14 protein-coding genes are annotated in these 14,592 nt (G+C 57.6%); 5 read left to right on the top strand and 9 right to left on the bottom strand.

All coding sequences use genetic code 11. The annotated features are described in order from the left end of the window. The first annotated feature begins 84 nt into the window (after window positions 1–84). Window positions 85–744 carry a TetR/AcrR family transcriptional regulator gene (locus DW349_RS12290; RefSeq protein ID WP_108125042.1) on the top strand — a complete coding sequence of 220 codons (660 nt, stop codon included), beginning with the start codon at window positions 85–87 and terminating at the stop codon, window positions 742–744. Window positions 745–784: 40 nt separating this feature from the next. Here the strand turns inward: DW349_RS12290 and DW349_RS12285 are convergent, their stop codons facing one another. Genes DW349_RS12285 through DW349_RS12275 form a run of 3 tightly spaced genes read right to left on the bottom strand, consistent with a single transcriptional unit; the run spans window position 785 to window position 3,707 of the window. Then, entirely contained in the window at window positions 785–1,741 is a 957-nt protein-coding gene (locus DW349_RS12285; RefSeq protein WP_108125043.1) for a sigma-54 interaction domain-containing protein, read from the bottom strand. Then, a complete protein-coding gene (locus DW349_RS12280; RefSeq protein WP_108125044.1) occupies window positions 1,738–3,363 on the bottom strand; it encodes a SulP family inorganic anion transporter in 1,626 nt (541 codons plus the stop codon). Before DW349_RS12280 ends, DW349_RS12285 begins: the two co-directional genes overlap by 4 nt. 11 nt (window positions 3,364–3,374) lie before the next feature. Continuing rightward, a complete protein-coding gene (locus DW349_RS12275; RefSeq protein ID WP_108125315.1) occupies window positions 3,375–3,707 on the bottom strand; it encodes a protein tyrosine phosphatase family protein in 333 nt (110 codons plus the stop codon). Window positions 3,708–4,049: 342 nt separating this feature from the next. Between DW349_RS12275 and DW349_RS12270 the strand changes: the two genes are divergently transcribed. Next, the gene (locus tag DW349_RS12270; RefSeq protein ID WP_108125045.1) at window positions 4,050–4,661 is read left to right on the top strand and encodes a Yip1 family protein; all 612 of its coding nucleotides are present in this window, start codon (window positions 4,050–4,052) and stop codon (window positions 4,659–4,661) included. An 81-nt stretch (window positions 4,662–4,742) separates the two neighbouring features. On the opposite strand, the gene DW349_RS12265 is transcribed toward DW349_RS12270, so the two are convergent. Then, window positions 4,743–5,558, bottom strand: a complete 816-nt coding sequence (locus DW349_RS12265) for a hypothetical protein (protein ID WP_108125046.1) — start codon at window positions 5,556–5,558, stop codon at window positions 4,743–4,745. Window positions 5,559–5,708: 150 nt separating this feature from the next. Between DW349_RS12265 and DW349_RS12260 the strand changes: the two genes are divergently transcribed. Next, a complete protein-coding gene (locus DW349_RS12260; protein WP_108125047.1) occupies window positions 5,709–6,725 on the top strand; it encodes an asparaginase in 1,017 nt (338 codons plus the stop codon). Here DW349_RS12260 and DW349_RS12255 read toward each other — a convergent pair. From DW349_RS12255 to DW349_RS12245, 3 genes are all read right to left on the bottom strand, one after another. Continuing rightward, window positions 6,715–7,647, bottom strand: a complete 933-nt coding sequence (locus DW349_RS12255; RefSeq protein ID WP_232819296.1) for an NADP-dependent oxidoreductase — start codon at window positions 7,645–7,647, stop codon at window positions 6,715–6,717. The genes DW349_RS12260 and DW349_RS12255 overlap by 11 nt on opposite strands. 67 nt (window positions 7,648–7,714) lie before the next feature. Beyond that, a complete protein-coding gene (locus DW349_RS12250) occupies window positions 7,715–8,782 on the bottom strand; it encodes a hypothetical protein (protein WP_108125048.1) in 1,068 nt (355 codons plus the stop codon). A 121-nt stretch (window positions 8,783–8,903) separates the two neighbouring features. Further along, on the bottom strand, window positions 8,904–9,653 hold the full coding sequence (locus DW349_RS12245) for an inositol monophosphatase family protein (RefSeq protein WP_108125049.1): 750 nt from the start codon (window positions 9,651–9,653) through the stop codon (window positions 8,904–8,906). A gap of 230 nt (window positions 9,654–9,883) precedes the next feature. On the opposite strand from DW349_RS12245, the gene trmJ reads away from it, so the two are divergent. Next, entirely contained in the window at window positions 9,884–10,666 is a 783-nt protein-coding gene (trmJ, locus tag DW349_RS12240; RefSeq protein ID WP_108125050.1) for a tRNA (cytosine(32)/uridine(32)-2'-O)-methyltransferase TrmJ, read from the top strand. A gap of 2 nt (window positions 10,667–10,668) precedes the next feature. Then, a complete protein-coding gene (cysE, locus tag DW349_RS12235) occupies window positions 10,669–11,457 on the top strand; it encodes a serine O-acetyltransferase (protein WP_108125051.1) in 789 nt (262 codons plus the stop codon). Between the two features lie 59 nt (window positions 11,458–11,516). On the opposite strand, the gene DW349_RS12230 is transcribed toward cysE, so the two are convergent. Together DW349_RS12230 and DW349_RS17635 are read right to left on the bottom strand one after the other, a co-directional pair. Continuing rightward, the gene (locus DW349_RS12230) at window positions 11,517–12,317 is read right to left on the bottom strand and encodes a UDP-2,3-diacylglucosamine diphosphatase (protein WP_108125052.1); all 801 of its coding nucleotides are present in this window, start codon (window positions 12,315–12,317) and stop codon (window positions 11,517–11,519) included. 324 nt (window positions 12,318–12,641) lie between these two features. After that, the gene (locus DW349_RS17635; protein WP_108125053.1) at window positions 12,642–14,486 is read right to left on the bottom strand and encodes a methyl-accepting chemotaxis protein; all 1,845 of its coding nucleotides are present in this window, start codon (window positions 14,484–14,486) and stop codon (window positions 12,642–12,644) included. Window positions 14,487–14,592 lie beyond the last annotated feature (106 nt).

Here is a 14,592-nt window from a genome sequence, read left to right as displayed (position 1 = left end):
TCGCAAACCGAGTGTCGAGCACGAACTGTTTCGGTCACACTCCATGACCTTAGCCAATGCCCGGCTCAATGACAGAGTTCATCGATGAAAACAACGGATAAACGCGCCCCCCGGACCGATGGCGAAGCCACGCGCAAGCGCATTCTGACCGCCGCTGGAGAGCTGTACGCCGAGCACGGACTGGCGGAGACCACCAACAAGATGGTCGCGCAGCGCGCTGAGGTCGATCTGGCGTCGATCAATTATCACTTTGGTAATCGCAACGGTTTGTATCAGGCCGTGTTAGGCGAGGCGCACCGGCGGCTGATTAATTTGGTCGATCTGGAACGCATCGCGCACAGCGATGATCCGGTCGAGGAAAAACTGCGGCAGTTGTTTGACTATCTGGTGAACCGCGATACCCGACAGAAAGGGCAGTGGCCCATTCGCGTGCTGTACCGGGAAGTCATGTCGCCGTCGTCGCATTTATTAACGCTGGGCGAGAATCAGATTTATCCCAAGATCGGCATGATTCAGTCGATCGTCAGCGACATCACCGGCATTCCGGCGAACGATCCGGCGTTGCTGCGCTGCATGCTCAATGTCATCGCGCCCTGCGCCATGCTGCATGTGGTGAGTCAGTTTGAACTGGCGCCGGCGCAACGGTTGTCGGCGATGCCGAGTCAGGATCTTGTCGATCATTTGTATCGTTTTGCGATGGCGGGATTGGCGGTCAGTGGCGAGCATTACCGCGCTAAGCACTGAGGCGTCGACCGGGTTTTTGCTCAGCTAAGCCGGATTGTCTTTAACTGAGTTGCAGCGTTTTCATTTTCCGCCACAAGGTCGCGCGGGAAATGCCGAGTGCGTCGGCAACGGCTTGTTTGTGGCCTTTGTGGCGTTGCAGTAATTCCAGAATGCGGTCGCGCTCGCGTTGTTCCGGCGGCAGCGGTGCTTCGTCCGGTGGGGCTTCGCCGCGCAGTTCCGGTGGCAGGTCGGCGATGTCGATGCGCGGCCCGGTGCCGATGGCGTGAGCGTAGGTGATGACGTTGCTGAGTTCGCGAATGTTACCCGGCCAGCGGTAGGCGAGCAGGGCGTCGTAGGTGTCTTGGCTGATGCGTTCGACCTGGCGTTCGTTGCGTTGGTTCAGTTCGTTAATGAAATGCCAGGTCAGCATTTCGACGTCGCCGAGTCGGGCCATCAGCGGCGGCAAATACAGCGGCACCACGCGTACCCGATACATCAAGTCTTCACGAAATTGCCGCTCGGCCACTTGTCGGCGCAGCGAGGTGTGCGTCGCGGAAATCAGCCGGATATTGGTGTGAATCACCTCGCTGGAACCGAGCGGCGTGAAGCAGTGATCCTGCAGCACGCGCAATAAACCGGCTTGGATATCCAGCGGCATTTCGGCGATTTCATCGAGAAACAGCGTGCCGCCGTCGGTCAGTTGAAACAGGCCGGTGCGGTCGGCGGTGGCACCGGTGAAAGCGCCGCGTTTGTGACCAAACAATTCCGACGCCATCAGTTCGCGCGACAACGCCGCGCAGTTGATGGCGCTGAAATGAGCGTCGGCGCGGCGTGACGTCTGATGAATGTAACGCGCCACCAATTCCTTGCCGCTGCCGGTCTGGCCGCGCACCAGAATGGAGGCGTCGGTGCGCGCGACGCGTTCAGCCTGCGCCATAAAGTCGAGCATTTGCGGTGCGACGGTCAGCAGGCCGCCGAAGTTGTGCGGCTTGAATGCGGGCGCGGTTTGGTCGCTCATGCCGGTTCCTCGTCGGTGGCGGTGAGCCGGGCGCGGGCCATGCCGTCCAGGCGTTGCTCGATTTTGAATTCACACCAGGGCAGGCGCACCCCGAGCGTATCGGCGATGCGTTTCAACTCCGCAGGATAGCCGCAAATATCGACGGTTATGCCGCGATGCTGGCAGCTTTCACAGATGCGCAACAACGCCTGAGTGGCGGCGATGCGCGGTTGGTGGGCGTGGTTCAGGTCGAGCGTCAGGCGTTGGGCGTCGTCCGGAATCAGCGGGTCGAGCCGTTCTGGTAACTGGCGCGCGGCGGCGAAATACAAACTGCCGGAAATCTGGATGGCGTAGTGGCCGTTGGTGCTGTGCTCTTGGTTGATCAGCCAGCCATCGTCATCGACTGCGTAACGACGCAATTGCGGCAGGCTGGATTGCAACAGGAAGATCACCAGACCGAGGCCGGCGCCGAGCAGAATCGCTTCGTGGAACGCCAATACCAGCGTGCTGCCAACGGTGACCAGAAACAGCGTCCGGGTTTGGCGGTTGGCGCGCAGCACCGAGGCAATCTGTTCCGGTTTGAGCATCGACAGCGCTGTCGCCACCAGCAAACCGGCGATCACCGCTTGCGGAATGGCGCGAATCAAATCGGCACCGAACAGCAGAATGGGCAGCAACACCGCTGCGGCGATAAAGGGCGCCCAGCGGCTGGTCGCACCGCCGATGTCGAGCAATACCGAACGCGTCAGCGACGTGCTGGCGGGAAACGCACCGACCAGACTGCCAGCCAGATTCGCCACACCCTGGCTGCGCAATTCGGCACGCAAATAACGTTGTTCCTGGCGGTTGCGCAGCGTGACGATCAATTCCAGCGAGCCGATAAAGGCGACGGCGAAACCGGGCACGATCAACGCTTGAATCATCGCCCAGTCGGGCAATTGGGTTGCCAGTTGCGGCCAGCCGTCGCTGATCACTGTGCTTTGTTCGAGCGTGATCCAGCGGTCTACCAAAGGCCAGGGCGCAAACATCACCAGAGCGATACTGGCGATCAGTGCCAGCAATGGAATCGGCCAGCGCGGCAAAAAGCGCCGGCCGAGAATGACCGACAGCAAGGCGGCCACCGCCAGTAACATGGCCGCCGGTTCCAACGTCGTCAGGTTCAGTTGGGTCAGTCGAATCAGTTCATCGACCACGGTGCGCACGCCGTTGAATGGCGTACCGAGAAATTCGTCCAACTGCATCAGCGCGATGATGATGGCCGCGCCGGTGGAAAACCCGAGCAAGACGGCTTCGGGTACAAAATCGAACACGCGCTCAGCGCGCAGAGCAACGATCAACAAGCGCGACAAACCCGCCAGCACGCTGAGTGTGACCATAGCGGTCAGCAACAATTCCGGATCAGCGGCCCAGGGCGACAGGCTGGTGAGAATGATCAGGCCTGTTGTGTTGGTCGGCCCGACAGTGACGTGAGCGCTGCGGCCGGCAACGGCGGCAATCATGCCCGGCACGATGGCCGTAACCAGGCCATACATCGGCGGCAGGCCCGACAGCATGGCATAGGCCAGGCATTGCGGAATGCCGACCAGTGCCACCAAAAAGCCGGCGTTGAGATCGCCGGCTGAGGGTAAAGAAAACGACTTCATCCGCGCCAGAATCAAGCCTCGCCGATGGCGGCGCGGTACAGGATGCTGCTGCGATTGCCGCTGCGGCAGTAGCCCAGCACCTTGTCGTGCTGATCCAGCACCGAACGCAGAATTTCCGCTTGCTGCGGCGTGAACATCGGGCCGTTCATCGGCAGGTGATAAAACGTCAGGCCGGCGGCTTCGACGGCGCTTTTGATGTCGGCAGCCGGGGTCTGATCGGCGGATTCGCCGTCCGGTCGGTTGCAGACAATCACCTCAAAGCCAGCGGCTTTGGCTTCGGCCACATCGTCGATACTGATCTGGGGGGCAACCCAATAATTGGCGGCCAGTTGCGTGGCGTTCATCGGAAATTCCTCTTGGCTGAAAACCATGATGGGGGTGCATGCTAACACAGGGTGTTGGGCGTGCGACTGTCTGACAGCGACACCTCTGTGAACGCTGCCGCTAAATATTAGCAAAAACTAATGTATAGGCGAGTCGAAGCGATTCAAGGCGCGGCTGAAACGGCGGCGGGCTGGCTCGGTTGAGTGCTTGCAGTCTTTGCTAAAAGCTCTATGTTAATGGCCATAGGTCGGTTGTTTTCGTAAGCCTGCACGTGTTTGACAAGCGTTCGAATAACCTTCACACGGCGGATTTCCGCCTACTACAACAACAATAAAACCGACCCCGACAACGAGGAGAAGTCCATGATTCTCGACCATACTCTTGGTATTTTTACGCACCCGGATAGTGAGTGGTCACTCATTCGCCAACAGCGCCGTTCCAAGCTGATGGAGTATCTCACCCACGTTCCGATTCTCGCTTTGATTCCTGCGGTCTGTTTCTACTTCGGTGTGGTTCACGTCGGCTGGACCATCGCCGGCAGTCCGAAAACCACGCTGACGCCGGAAAGCGGTCTGGTGTTGTGCGTGCTCAGTTACCTGGCAGCCTTGGTTGGGGTTTGGGTGTTTGCGGAATTCATTAACTGGATGTCGCGCACCTATTCCGATGAAGCCACCGATCAACACCACGGCATGGCGTTGGCGGTGTACACCACGGCGCCGATTTTCCTGGCCAGCATCGTCGGCATCTGGCCGGTGCTGTGGTTGAACGTGATCGTCTTTGTGTTGGCGGCGGCTTATTCGGTGTATCTGATCTACGAAGGTATGCCGATCATCATGAACATTCCCAAAGAGCGTGCGTTTATGTACGCGACATCGGTGATCACCGTCGCTTTGGTGTTGTTGGTGACTATGCGCGTCGGCACGGTGATTGTCTGGTCGGCGGGCTTTGGTCCGGAGTACGTCGTTCACGGTTGATCTGTCTTAACCGCCCGCTGTTCTGGCGGGCGGTCTCTGCTTTTCCCTCTCTGTTGCTTTCCTTCTCAGCTGTTTTCCCGCTCAACTGAATTCCCACCAAGGCAAATAGGTGTAGTAGCCATCGCTGTCGCGGCGGCTGACGCCATCGCTGAAAAAGCGCAATTCCACCCATTGATAGCCGCTTTCGATGCGCACCCGTCCGGCGTGTGGGTAAGTGGCGCCGCGATACCAGTGCACGCCTTCCAGGGTGCGCAGGCTGGCGTTGCCAAAATAGCGACCGTCATCCATCCACACACTGGCGTTGGCCAGCACGCGGAAATCGGTGGCGTCGAGCTCTTCGACGCGCACGTCTAAGCCGCTCAATTTGACGCTTTGATGGGCGCTGTCCAGGCGCAGGTAGCCATTCAGGGTGGCGTCCAGACTGACGATTTCATCGAAGGCGTCGTCGTACCAGCCGCGCACGTCGTACACCAGCCGGCTGTTCAGCGTGCTCAGCCCCAGCCAACTGCTGGTGCCGCATTGGGTGGCGGTGGCGGTCAGCCCCAGTTCGACCCAGGTCATGCCGCTGGCGTAGGTTTCGGTGTCGCCGAAGGCTTCGGTTGCGGTGTAGCCGCCGAAGCTGCAGGTGTCGCTGTCGAACAGATAGGTGGAGGTGGTTTCAATCGGCACTGCCCGGGTCAGGGCGCGGGCGGAGGGTGTCAGATAGTCGTCCGGGTTGGCCAGCATGTCGATGCTGTTGGCACCGAGGGCATACGGCATTAAAGCGGTGCGCGTTAAAAAGACGCTGCTGAATTCGGTGACCGAGGTTGAGCCGTAACTGGGATAGGGTTCGAGTTCGACGTAACAGCCGGTTAACAGCAGCGTTGTGGCGAGTGTGGTCAGCAGCGAGCGAAACATGGCAACTTTCCTGAGTGCGATTCGAGATGCCGACACTCTGGGCGGAAGTCACTGAATGCTGTCTGAACTGCGCTGGGTGGCTGACGGCGGCGTTCAGCTTGAATTCAGTCTGATAAACTGAACGCAGCCCGATTTTTCAGGAATGTAACGATGACGCAGTCAAACAACCCCGTTCTGGTTCAGGTCATTCGCGGTGGCGCGGTGGAAAGCGAACACCGTGGCCGGGCGCTGGTGATGACGCCGGACGGCGACACGCTCTGGTCGGTAGGCGATGTGAATGCACTGACCTATCCGCGCTCGGCGATCAAAGCCTTTCAGGCGCTGCCGATGTTGGCCGCCGGTGCGCACGAGGCCTTTGGCCTGGACGATGAAGAGCTGGCGCTGTGCTGTGCCTCGCACAATGGCGAGCCGGAACACGTGGCCGTGGCGGATCGGTTTCTCGGCAAGCTCAGTTTGCACACCGCCGATTTTGAATGCGGCGTGCAATGGCCGTACGACCAGCAGGCAATGCTCGATATCGCGCGTCAGCAGCGCATGGCCGATGCCCGCCACAATAATTGTTCCGGCAAGCATTTGGGCATGTTGGCGCTGGCACGGCATCAAGGCTGGCCGACCGAAGGCTATGTCTCGCCCGACCATCCAGTGCAACAGGCCATTCGCCATTGCATCGAAACCAGTTGCGACACCGAACTGAGTGGCGTGCCGCTGTCGCCCGATGGTTGCACTGCGCCGACCTGGGCCATGCCGTTGCATCGACTGGCGTTGGGTTTCGCTCGTTTTGCAGCGCCGGACACTCTGCCTGCGGAATACCGCGCCGGCGCGCGACGGTTGTATCGCGCCGCCACGACGCACCCTTTTCTGGTCGAAGGCAGCGACCGTTTCTGCACCGAGGCGATGCGGGCACTCAAAGGGGCGGCATTTTTGAAGATTGGCGCGGAAGGGGTGTTTATTGCGGCGTTGTCGGGCTTGCAGTTGGGTGTCGCGCTGAAGATGGATTCTGGCTCGTCGGACGCCGCCGAAGTCGCGGTGGCGGCGATTCTGAATCAACTCGGTCTGGTGTTGCCCGAGCGCTGGCAGCGGCCGCCTATTCTCAACCGCAATGGCCTGGTGACCGGCCAGCGGCAGCCGGTCACTGAGGCGTTTATCGGGCTGAATCTCAGTCGCTGACGCGAATGGCGATCTTGCCGCGGGCGTGGCCGCTCTGGCTGAGTTCAAACGCTTTGGCGGTGTCGGCCAGCGGGAAGGTCGCCGCCAGTGGCACGGTGAGGTCGCCGGCATCGGCCATATCGGCCAGGGCTTGCAGATCGGTGTCGCTCGGCCGTACCCAAATCATCTGACCGCCAGCGTCGGTCACGCCGCCATCGGCAATGGACGCATGGCGGCCGCCGCTTTTGAGCACTGCCTGCGTGACGTCCAAGACACCGCCGACAAAATCGGCCACCAGATCCACTCCCTCAGGCGCCAGCGCTTTGATGCGATCGGTCAAGCCGTCGCCGTAAGCGACCGGCTCGGCGCCCAGTTCACGCAGAAAATCGTGGTTTTTCTCAGAAGCAGTCGCGATGACGCGGGCACCCAATGCTTTGGCAATTTGCACACCCAGAATGCCTACGCCGCCTGCGGCGTTATGAATCAACACGGTTTCGCCGTCTTGCAGACCCAGTCGTGTTAACACCTGGTAGGCGGTCAAGCCGGCCAGCGGTAAGGCCGCGGCTTCGTCCCAACTCAACGCTTTGGGTTTGTGTGCCAGGGCACGCACGGGAACCGAAGTGTATTCGGCGTAAGTGCCGTCGTTGACCATATCGCGGCGGGCATACGCGAAGACTTCATCACCGACCTGAAATTCCGGCGCATCCATACCGACGCGCTCAACCACGCCGGCAACATCCCAACCCGGCGTGATCGGGAACCAGGCGTGCATGATCGGATCGAGATAACCCATCATGATTTTCCAGTCCACCGGGTTGACTGAGGCGCTTTTGACTTTGATCAGCACATCGTCCGGGCCGACTTTGGGGATGGGTTGGTCGGTCAGTTGTAACACGGAATTGTCGCCGTACTGATCGTAAGTGATGGCTTTCATGGTGCTCATTTTGCGGGTTCCTTACCTGAGGCTTTGCAGCCCCAGATTAGGGTAGATAACGCAGATTCAATGCGCTCTAGCGGGCAATCTGCTCAATCGGCCGCAGCGCCGCTGCCAGCTCACCGCTGTTGACCAATGCATCGAACGCGTCGGCCAGTCGCTGATTTTCATCAACCACGGTGAGCCAGTATTTCAGGCGCGTTCTGTCGCTGAGGCGTTCGAAATCCTTGCGGTCGGGAATCTTGCCGTAGGGCAGACGGGCGATGAATTCCGGGCTTGGCGTGACGACCAGCGTATGGCTGTAACGCTCGGCGCTGATCTTGCGCCAGGGCAATGGTTTGTCGAACCAGCCGGGTTTCATCACCGGCGAAAAATGCGGGTAGAGCACGATGCCGTTATCCGGTTTGAACGGCAGATCGAAGTGGTAATCCACCATGCCGCCATCGCGATAAAGCCCGAGCGGCGCACCGGGCGGGTTATCGACGCCGTGAATCACCACCGGAATGGCGGCGGTGGCGTGCAGGGCGGCGCGGTAGTTGGCGGCGCTTAATGGCACCTGATGGGTGTGAAAATCGTCCCACTGCGACAGCGGCAAATCGACATCGTGGCTGCGAAACACAACGCGCTCAAAATAGCGCGGCAGTGAACGACGCGACAGCGCATTCGCCAGCGCCACCGCGCCAAAAACGATGGCCTGCCGGTGTTTTCCCGACGCTGCGGCCGGGCCTTTGCACAGGGCCGAAACGATGTGCAACTGGCGTTGCGGGTGCAGCGCGGCAAAACCGCCGTCGCCGATTAACGCGTCGATGAATTCAAGTGTCTTGTCGGTGATTTCATCGGCGTCGGCGTGTTCGCTGTAGCGTTGATTCAGGTAGCCGGTTTCGAGGCGTTCGATGGCGGCGAAGGGGTCGGTGTTGGCGTAAGCGGTCATGCGCAAGGCGCCGATGGATGAGCCAACCAATTGCAGCGGGTGCGCGATTTTTGGTAGCCATTCACGCACCAGATAGCGATCCAGATGCGTCAGCACAAAACACTTCGGTCCGCCCGAGGCGCCGAGGATTACGCGAATGTCGTTGGGTTTGAGACCCTGTTGCTGAATGTGTTGGAAGGCGTGCCGGCCGGCGTAGAGGTGCAGATCGCTCAAGGGTCAGTCCCCGCTGAATGAGCGGGGCACTATAGCATGGCGTCGAGACGGTTCTGTGACGCAACCGGCTCGACGTGACTTATGTCTGTTGGGCAGTGACGTATGTCGGCCGAACGCGCAATCAGTGCGCTGCCAGCCACTGCTTGAAGGTTTTCGGCGCGGCCGCCAGCAGTTCGCCTTTTTTGGCGCTGGCCGGGCCGCCGTTGCGGTCGCCAGACAGTGCGCCGGCTTCCTGCAACAGCAGGCTGGCAGCGGCAAAATCGATGGCGTTCAGATTGTCGGCGTAAGCCAGTTGCACCCGACCGGCGACCAGATTCGCCAGGCTCAGCAAGCCACAGCCGGTCACGCGAACACCGGCCACGCGTTCAGACCAACGCGCGGTTTCGGTCATGTCGGTCGCTTCGATGGCCGCCAGCGCCGAGTCCAGACTGACGTTGGCAACACGCAGGCGACGCTCGTTCAACTGAGCACCACGGCCACGCATCGCGCCGAATTCGTCACCGCTTGCCGGGTCGAGCAGGGCGACGGCTTCGATGCGGTCGGAACGGTAATAGCTGATGTTGATCAGATAACCGGGATAGCCGGTGCGGTAGTTGGCTTCGCCACTGATAATGTTGATTTGCCAGACTGATTCGCCGTCGTAATCGCGGCTTTCGTCGCGGCCAATTTGCAGGCAGTCGATGTGATGGCGTTGGTGGGCTTTGCGGATGGCTTTGCGAGCGCGCCAGGCGGCGTCTTCGATGGCTTTGTCGAACACCGTCTCGCGGCTGTCGCCTTCCGCCGTCAGGGAGTCGATGTTTGCCAGGGTGTAACTCAGTTTGTCGGCCGCAGCGCGGGCCGCGCGTAAGGCAATGGTCAGAATCGGTTGCATGCTTGTCTTCTCACTTCCACTCAATGACGACCCGACCGTACACGGACCGGCCCGGATCCCTGAATCGGGAACTCAAAGGCCGGCGGACGGTCAGGACATTCCGCAAAACGGGGTTGTTAAACAGCGCGTCGGAAAACCGCAGGGCAGCCTTCCGGAAAAAGGGCGCGTATAATAGCGGGAATCAGCGCGTTCTTTAAGCAGTTTCTTCGAACTCAGCAGGAAGTTTTTTCATGTCCGAGCCGCAACCGGCCACTGTCTCTGCCCATTCCGAGCTTGATCTCAGCGCCATCCGCGTGGTGCTGGTGCACACTTCCCATTCCGGCAACATCGGCGCTGCCGCCCGGGCGATGAAAACCATGGGTTTGAGCGATCTGGCGCTGGTGTCGCCCAACGATTTTCCGTCCGACGAAGCCTACGCCCGTTCATCCGGCGCGCAGGATGTGCTCGATAACGCCCAGATTGTCGAATCGCTGGACGACGCCATTGCCGAGTGCGGCTTGGTGGTTGGCGCTTCCGCGCGATCACGCTCTTTGCCCTGGCCGATGCTCGATCCGCGCCAGCTGGCCGACCGGGTAGCCGATCATCCGGCCGGTTCCAAAATCGCGCTGCTGTTTGGCCGTGAAAAATCGGGCCTGACCAACGAAGAACTGGCGCGTTGTCACTATCACGTGAACATCCCGGCCAACCCGGATTATTCGTCGTTGAATCTGGCGCAGGCGGTGCAAGTGCTGGCGTACGAACTGCGCATGCGTGCGCTGGTGAACGAGCCGCGTCCGGCCGGGCCTTGGGGCGTTGACTGGGATCAGCCGCCGGCGCGCGCCGACCAATTAGAAGGCCTGTTCCAGGCGTGGGAGAAAACCCTGGTTGAAGTCGATTTCCTCGACCCCACTAACCCCCGGACCTTGATGAATAAAGTGCGTCGGCTCATTTTGCGAGCCCAGCCCGACGAGGTGGAAGCCAATATTTTGCGTGGCTTTCTGACCCAGGTCGACAAATCGCTGAGGAAGCGTTGAATATGTTTAAAGGTGTGAAGGAAGACATCAGCAGTGTCTTTGACCGGGACCCGGCAGCCCGTAACTGGTTTGAAGTGCTGCTGAATTACCCCGGTCTGCACGCGGTGCTGTTTCATCGATTGAATCACCGCCTGTGGCGTTGGAATCTGAAAACGCTGGCGCGTTGGTTGTCGCTGGTGTCGCGCTGGATGACCGGCATTGAAATTCACCCTGGCGCCAAAATCGGCCGGCGTTTTTTCATCGACCACGGCATGGGTGTGGTGATTGGTGAGACCGCCGAAATCGGCGACGACGTGACCATTTATCAAGGCGTGACGCTGGGCGGCACCAGTTGGCAAAAAGGCAAGCGCCACCCGACGCTGGAAAATGGCGTCATCGTTGGTGCCGGTGCCAAAGTGCTCGGCCCGTTTACCGTCGGTCGCAACGCGCGCATCGGTTCCAATGCGGTGGTGACCAAAGAAGTGCCGGAATCGGCGACGGTGGTCGGCGTGCCCGGTCGCATCGTTAAACAGAACGGTGAGAAAGTGCTGCCGTTCAGCGAAGAACAGCAAGCGCTGGCCGACAAGATGGGTTTTGATGCCTACGGTGTGTCGTCAATGCCCGACCCGACCGCACACGCCATCAAGGCGCTGCTTGATCACATTCACGCTCAGGACGAACGCATCGATCAGATGTGCAAGTCGATGAAACGCCTCGACGCCAGTTACAAAGCGCTGGAAGTGCCGAAACTGAGCGATGCCGATTTTGCGCCAATCGAAGATTCGGATCGCTCCGCCAACAGCGGTGGCTGAACGGATTTTCGAGCCACAAAAAACGCGCCTTTGGGCGCGTTTTTTGTTTGCGGTCGCAATCAGCTGTGAGCCGCCGGTGCGCGCCAGCTCGGCGACGGATGCAGATGCGTGCCGGTCTGAGCGTGCGGGACTTCGAGCAATTCCAAGCTGCCGTCCTGATGCTCCAGCAGCGCTGAGCAGCTTTCTACCCAGTCACCGTCGTTGGCGTAAACGAAGCCGTCGTCGATGCGCAGTTTGCTTTGATGAATGTGACCGCACACCACGCCTTGAACGCCTTGTTCGCGGGCGTAGCTGATCACCTTGTCTTCAAAGCTTTCGATGTAAGCGCGGGCTTTTTTCGAGCGCATTTTCAACGCGCCAGGCAGCGACCAGTACGATTTGCCCAACCACGAACGCAGTCGGTTCAAATGGCGGTTCAGCGTGACCACGGTTTCGTACAGCCATTCGCCAATGTGCCACCAGAAATGGCCGCAGTAGATGTCGTCATCGAAGCGGTCGCCGTGCAGCAGCAAGTAACGCTCGCCGCTGGCAGCGGTGTGAATGGCTTCGTGTTCAACGCGCACCGGGCCGAGATGGGTGTCGGCAAAGTGGCGGAAAAACGGATCGTGGTTGCCAGGCACGTACACCACTTCGGTGCCGGCTTTGGCTTTCGCCAGAATCAGTTTGAGGATCGATTCGTGGTGTTTGTGCCAGCGGCCTTTGCGGGTGCTGAGCTTCCACAGGTCGACGATGTCGCCGAGCAAGTAGAGGTAGTCGGTGTCGGTGTTGTTCAGAAAGTCGGCCAGCAAATCCACCTGGCTGTTGGGGTTGGCGAGGTGAATATCGGAAATGAACACAGCGCGTACGCGACGTTGGGTCATGGCTCAGTCTCCCATGGCAGAGTCAGGGCAAGGCTAGGCAGGGCGGATGAAGCTAGGGTGACAACATCATGACGCTTTGATGAATACGGTGACATCTATGCCAGTATTCGCCGGGCTTATGTCCGTGAGGTAGGTGCGGGGCGGCATGCTTAGTTGTAGATTGACGCGATTTTGGTCTGCGGACAGGCAAGTGTAAGGGCATAAAAACACGTCACTTGAGGCGCGGACTTGTAGTCAGTGTTGTAGGCCATCGCCTCTGCCCAAAAATCGATTTCATGCTATTTAAAAATTCACCCAACTATCCTCGTCATTATCGAGCTGAGGTTACAGTGACGGTTTTGGCCTGTTAATCGCGATAGCGTTGGACGTTAATGGGTGCACAGAAGCATGTTTAGGTGATGATTTTTTGGCGTTTGTATGCGCTATGGGTTTAATGCTGTGAGAAGTATGATTGCTCTCGGTCAGTGCAAATTGGTTTACATTATTGGTTAATAGATCTGCTTGGCTTAATAGATTTTCAGAGGCCGCTGCAGCTTCTTCAACAAGCGCGGCGTTTTGTTGAGTCATTTCATCCATTTGGCTGACGGCCTTATCTATTTCATCCAACCCGGTTGATTGTTCTGCAGACGCGCTGGCGATCTCAGTCATAATATCATTGACCTGCTTGATCGCAGTCACGACCTCTCGCATGGTATCACCGGATTTATTGACCAGCTCATTACCATTGTTGATTTTCTCCGCTGACTCGGAGATGAGATCTTTAATGTTTTTTGCCGCATTCGCTGAGCGTTGCGCTAAGGTTCTTACCTCCGATGCAACAACCGCAAAGCCTCGCCCTTGTTCGCCCGCTCGAGCAGCCTCAACCGCAGCGTTAAGTGCTAGGATATTGGTTTGAAAAGCAATTCCATCAATCATGCCAATGATATCCGCAATTTTTTGTGAGGATTCATTGATGGAGTCCATGGTTTTCACCACGTTTTCTATTAAGTGACCTCCATCCAAGGCGATTGCTACTGCATTGGATGCCAAGTTGTTAGCCTCTTTGGCATTGTCTGCATTTTGGCGAACAGTAGTGGTTAGCTCCTCCAAACTAGACGCTGTTTCTTCCAGACTAGAAGCTTGTTGCTCAGTGCGGTTAGAAAGGTCTGTGTTGCCTTTGGAGATTTCACGAGCACCGTTATACACAGCATCGGATGCATTTTTAATATTGATGATGATCTCTGTCATGGTATCAAGCAGGGAGTTTACGCCTTCTGAGATACTGAGCATCATGTCGGATTTGTCTGCCGTTGCCACTCGTTGGGTAAGGTCATTATTAACCGCGGCATCAATGGCCGAGTTCACCTGGCTAACGGTCAGTTGAAGCTGTTGTTCGGCTTCGACTTCAGCCGTAATATCCGTGGCGAATTTCACTACTTTATAAGGCGTACCGGTTGGGTCACAAATAGGGCTATAGTTGGCTTGTATCCAAATGACTTTACCGCTTTTATGAACGCGTGGAAAACGACCAACAAAATGTTCGCCCTTAGCCAGTCTATCCCAGAAGTTGCGATACTCGTCAGATTTTTGGTATTCGGAATCGACAAACAAACGATGATGCTTACCTTGCACTTCATTGAGCGTATAGCCAAGCGCGTTTAAGAAATTGTCATTTGCCGAAAGTATGGTGCCATCCAGTTTAAATGAGATGACCGCTTGAGATTTGGATATGGCTTCTAGTTGACTTTCATAATCGCTATTTTGCAGTTTCTTCGCGGTGATATCACTGGCAAATTTTACGATTTTGTAGGGTTTTTTGTTGGCATCAAAAATAGGATTGTAGCTAGCCTCAATCCAAACTGCCTGACCGTTTTTCGAGTAGCGACAGTACTCACCACTTTGAAATTCACCATTGCGTAGTCTGGCCCAAAAATCCTTGTATGCTTGGCTATTACGGTAGGCGTTATCGACAAAAATGCTGTGGTGTTGGCCTTTAACTTCTTCTAACGAATAACCTAAGGCGTTCAAGAAGTTGTCATTGGCCATTAAAATATTGCCATGTAAGTCAAACTCAATGATGGCTTGTGAACGAGTTAATGCGTCGAGTTGACCTTGAGCATTGACCCAATCATCTTTGGCGATAGTGATTTGCTTACCACCTGATATTTTTGCTAACAGGTTTTTTAACATGTTAGTAACCTTTATGTGGGGCTTGTTTACTTTTAAGTCATCAAGATCAGCTGCAAAGAGGTGTGTCTTTATGCGCCTTCGGGTCGTTCTTAATAACACTCGGTAA

It is taken from the genome of Saccharospirillum mangrovi, from assembly GCF_003367315.1.
Classification (GTDB): Bacteria; Pseudomonadota; Gammaproteobacteria; order Pseudomonadales; family Natronospirillaceae; genus Saccharospirillum; species Saccharospirillum mangrovi.
The sequence above is the reverse complement of the archived record's forward strand: the minus strand, read 5'-3'. Positions and strand labels throughout refer to the sequence as shown.

Coding starts and splice junctions, on each gene's coding strand:
- DW349_RS12290 (WP_108125042.1), top strand. CDS start 85: ATGAAAACAACGGATAAACGCGCCCCCCGGACCGATGGCGAAGCCACG.
- DW349_RS12285 (WP_108125043.1), bottom strand. CDS start 1,741: ATGAGCGACCAAACCGCGCCCGCATTCAAGCCGCACAACTTCGGCGGC.
- DW349_RS12280 (WP_108125044.1), bottom strand. CDS start 3,363: ATGAAGTCGTTTTCTTTACCCTCAGCCGGCGATCTCAACGCCGGCTTT.
- DW349_RS12275 (WP_108125315.1), bottom strand. CDS start 3,707: ATGAACGCCACGCAACTGGCCGCCAATTATTGGGTTGCCCCCCAGATC.
- DW349_RS12270 (WP_108125045.1), top strand. CDS start 4,050: ATGATTCTCGACCATACTCTTGGTATTTTTACGCACCCGGATAGTGAG.
- DW349_RS12265 (WP_108125046.1), bottom strand. CDS start 5,558: ATGTTTCGCTCGCTGCTGACCACACTCGCCACAACGCTGCTGTTAACC.
- DW349_RS12260 (WP_108125047.1), top strand. CDS start 5,709: ATGACGCAGTCAAACAACCCCGTTCTGGTTCAGGTCATTCGCGGTGGC.
- DW349_RS12255 (WP_232819296.1), bottom strand. CDS start 7,647: ATGAGCACCATGAAAGCCATCACTTACGATCAGTACGGCGACAATTCC.
- DW349_RS12245 (WP_108125049.1), bottom strand. CDS start 9,653: ATGCAACCGATTCTGACCATTGCCTTACGCGCGGCCCGCGCTGCGGCC.
- trmJ (WP_108125050.1), top strand. CDS start 9,884: ATGTCCGAGCCGCAACCGGCCACTGTCTCTGCCCATTCCGAGCTTGAT.
- cysE (WP_108125051.1), top strand. CDS start 10,669: ATGTTTAAAGGTGTGAAGGAAGACATCAGCAGTGTCTTTGACCGGGAC.
- DW349_RS12230 (WP_108125052.1), bottom strand. CDS start 12,317: ATGACCCAACGTCGCGTACGCGCTGTGTTCATTTCCGATATTCACCTC.
- DW349_RS17635 (WP_108125053.1), bottom strand. CDS start 14,486: ATGTTAAAAAACCTGTTAGCAAAAATATCAGGTGGTAAGCAAATCACT.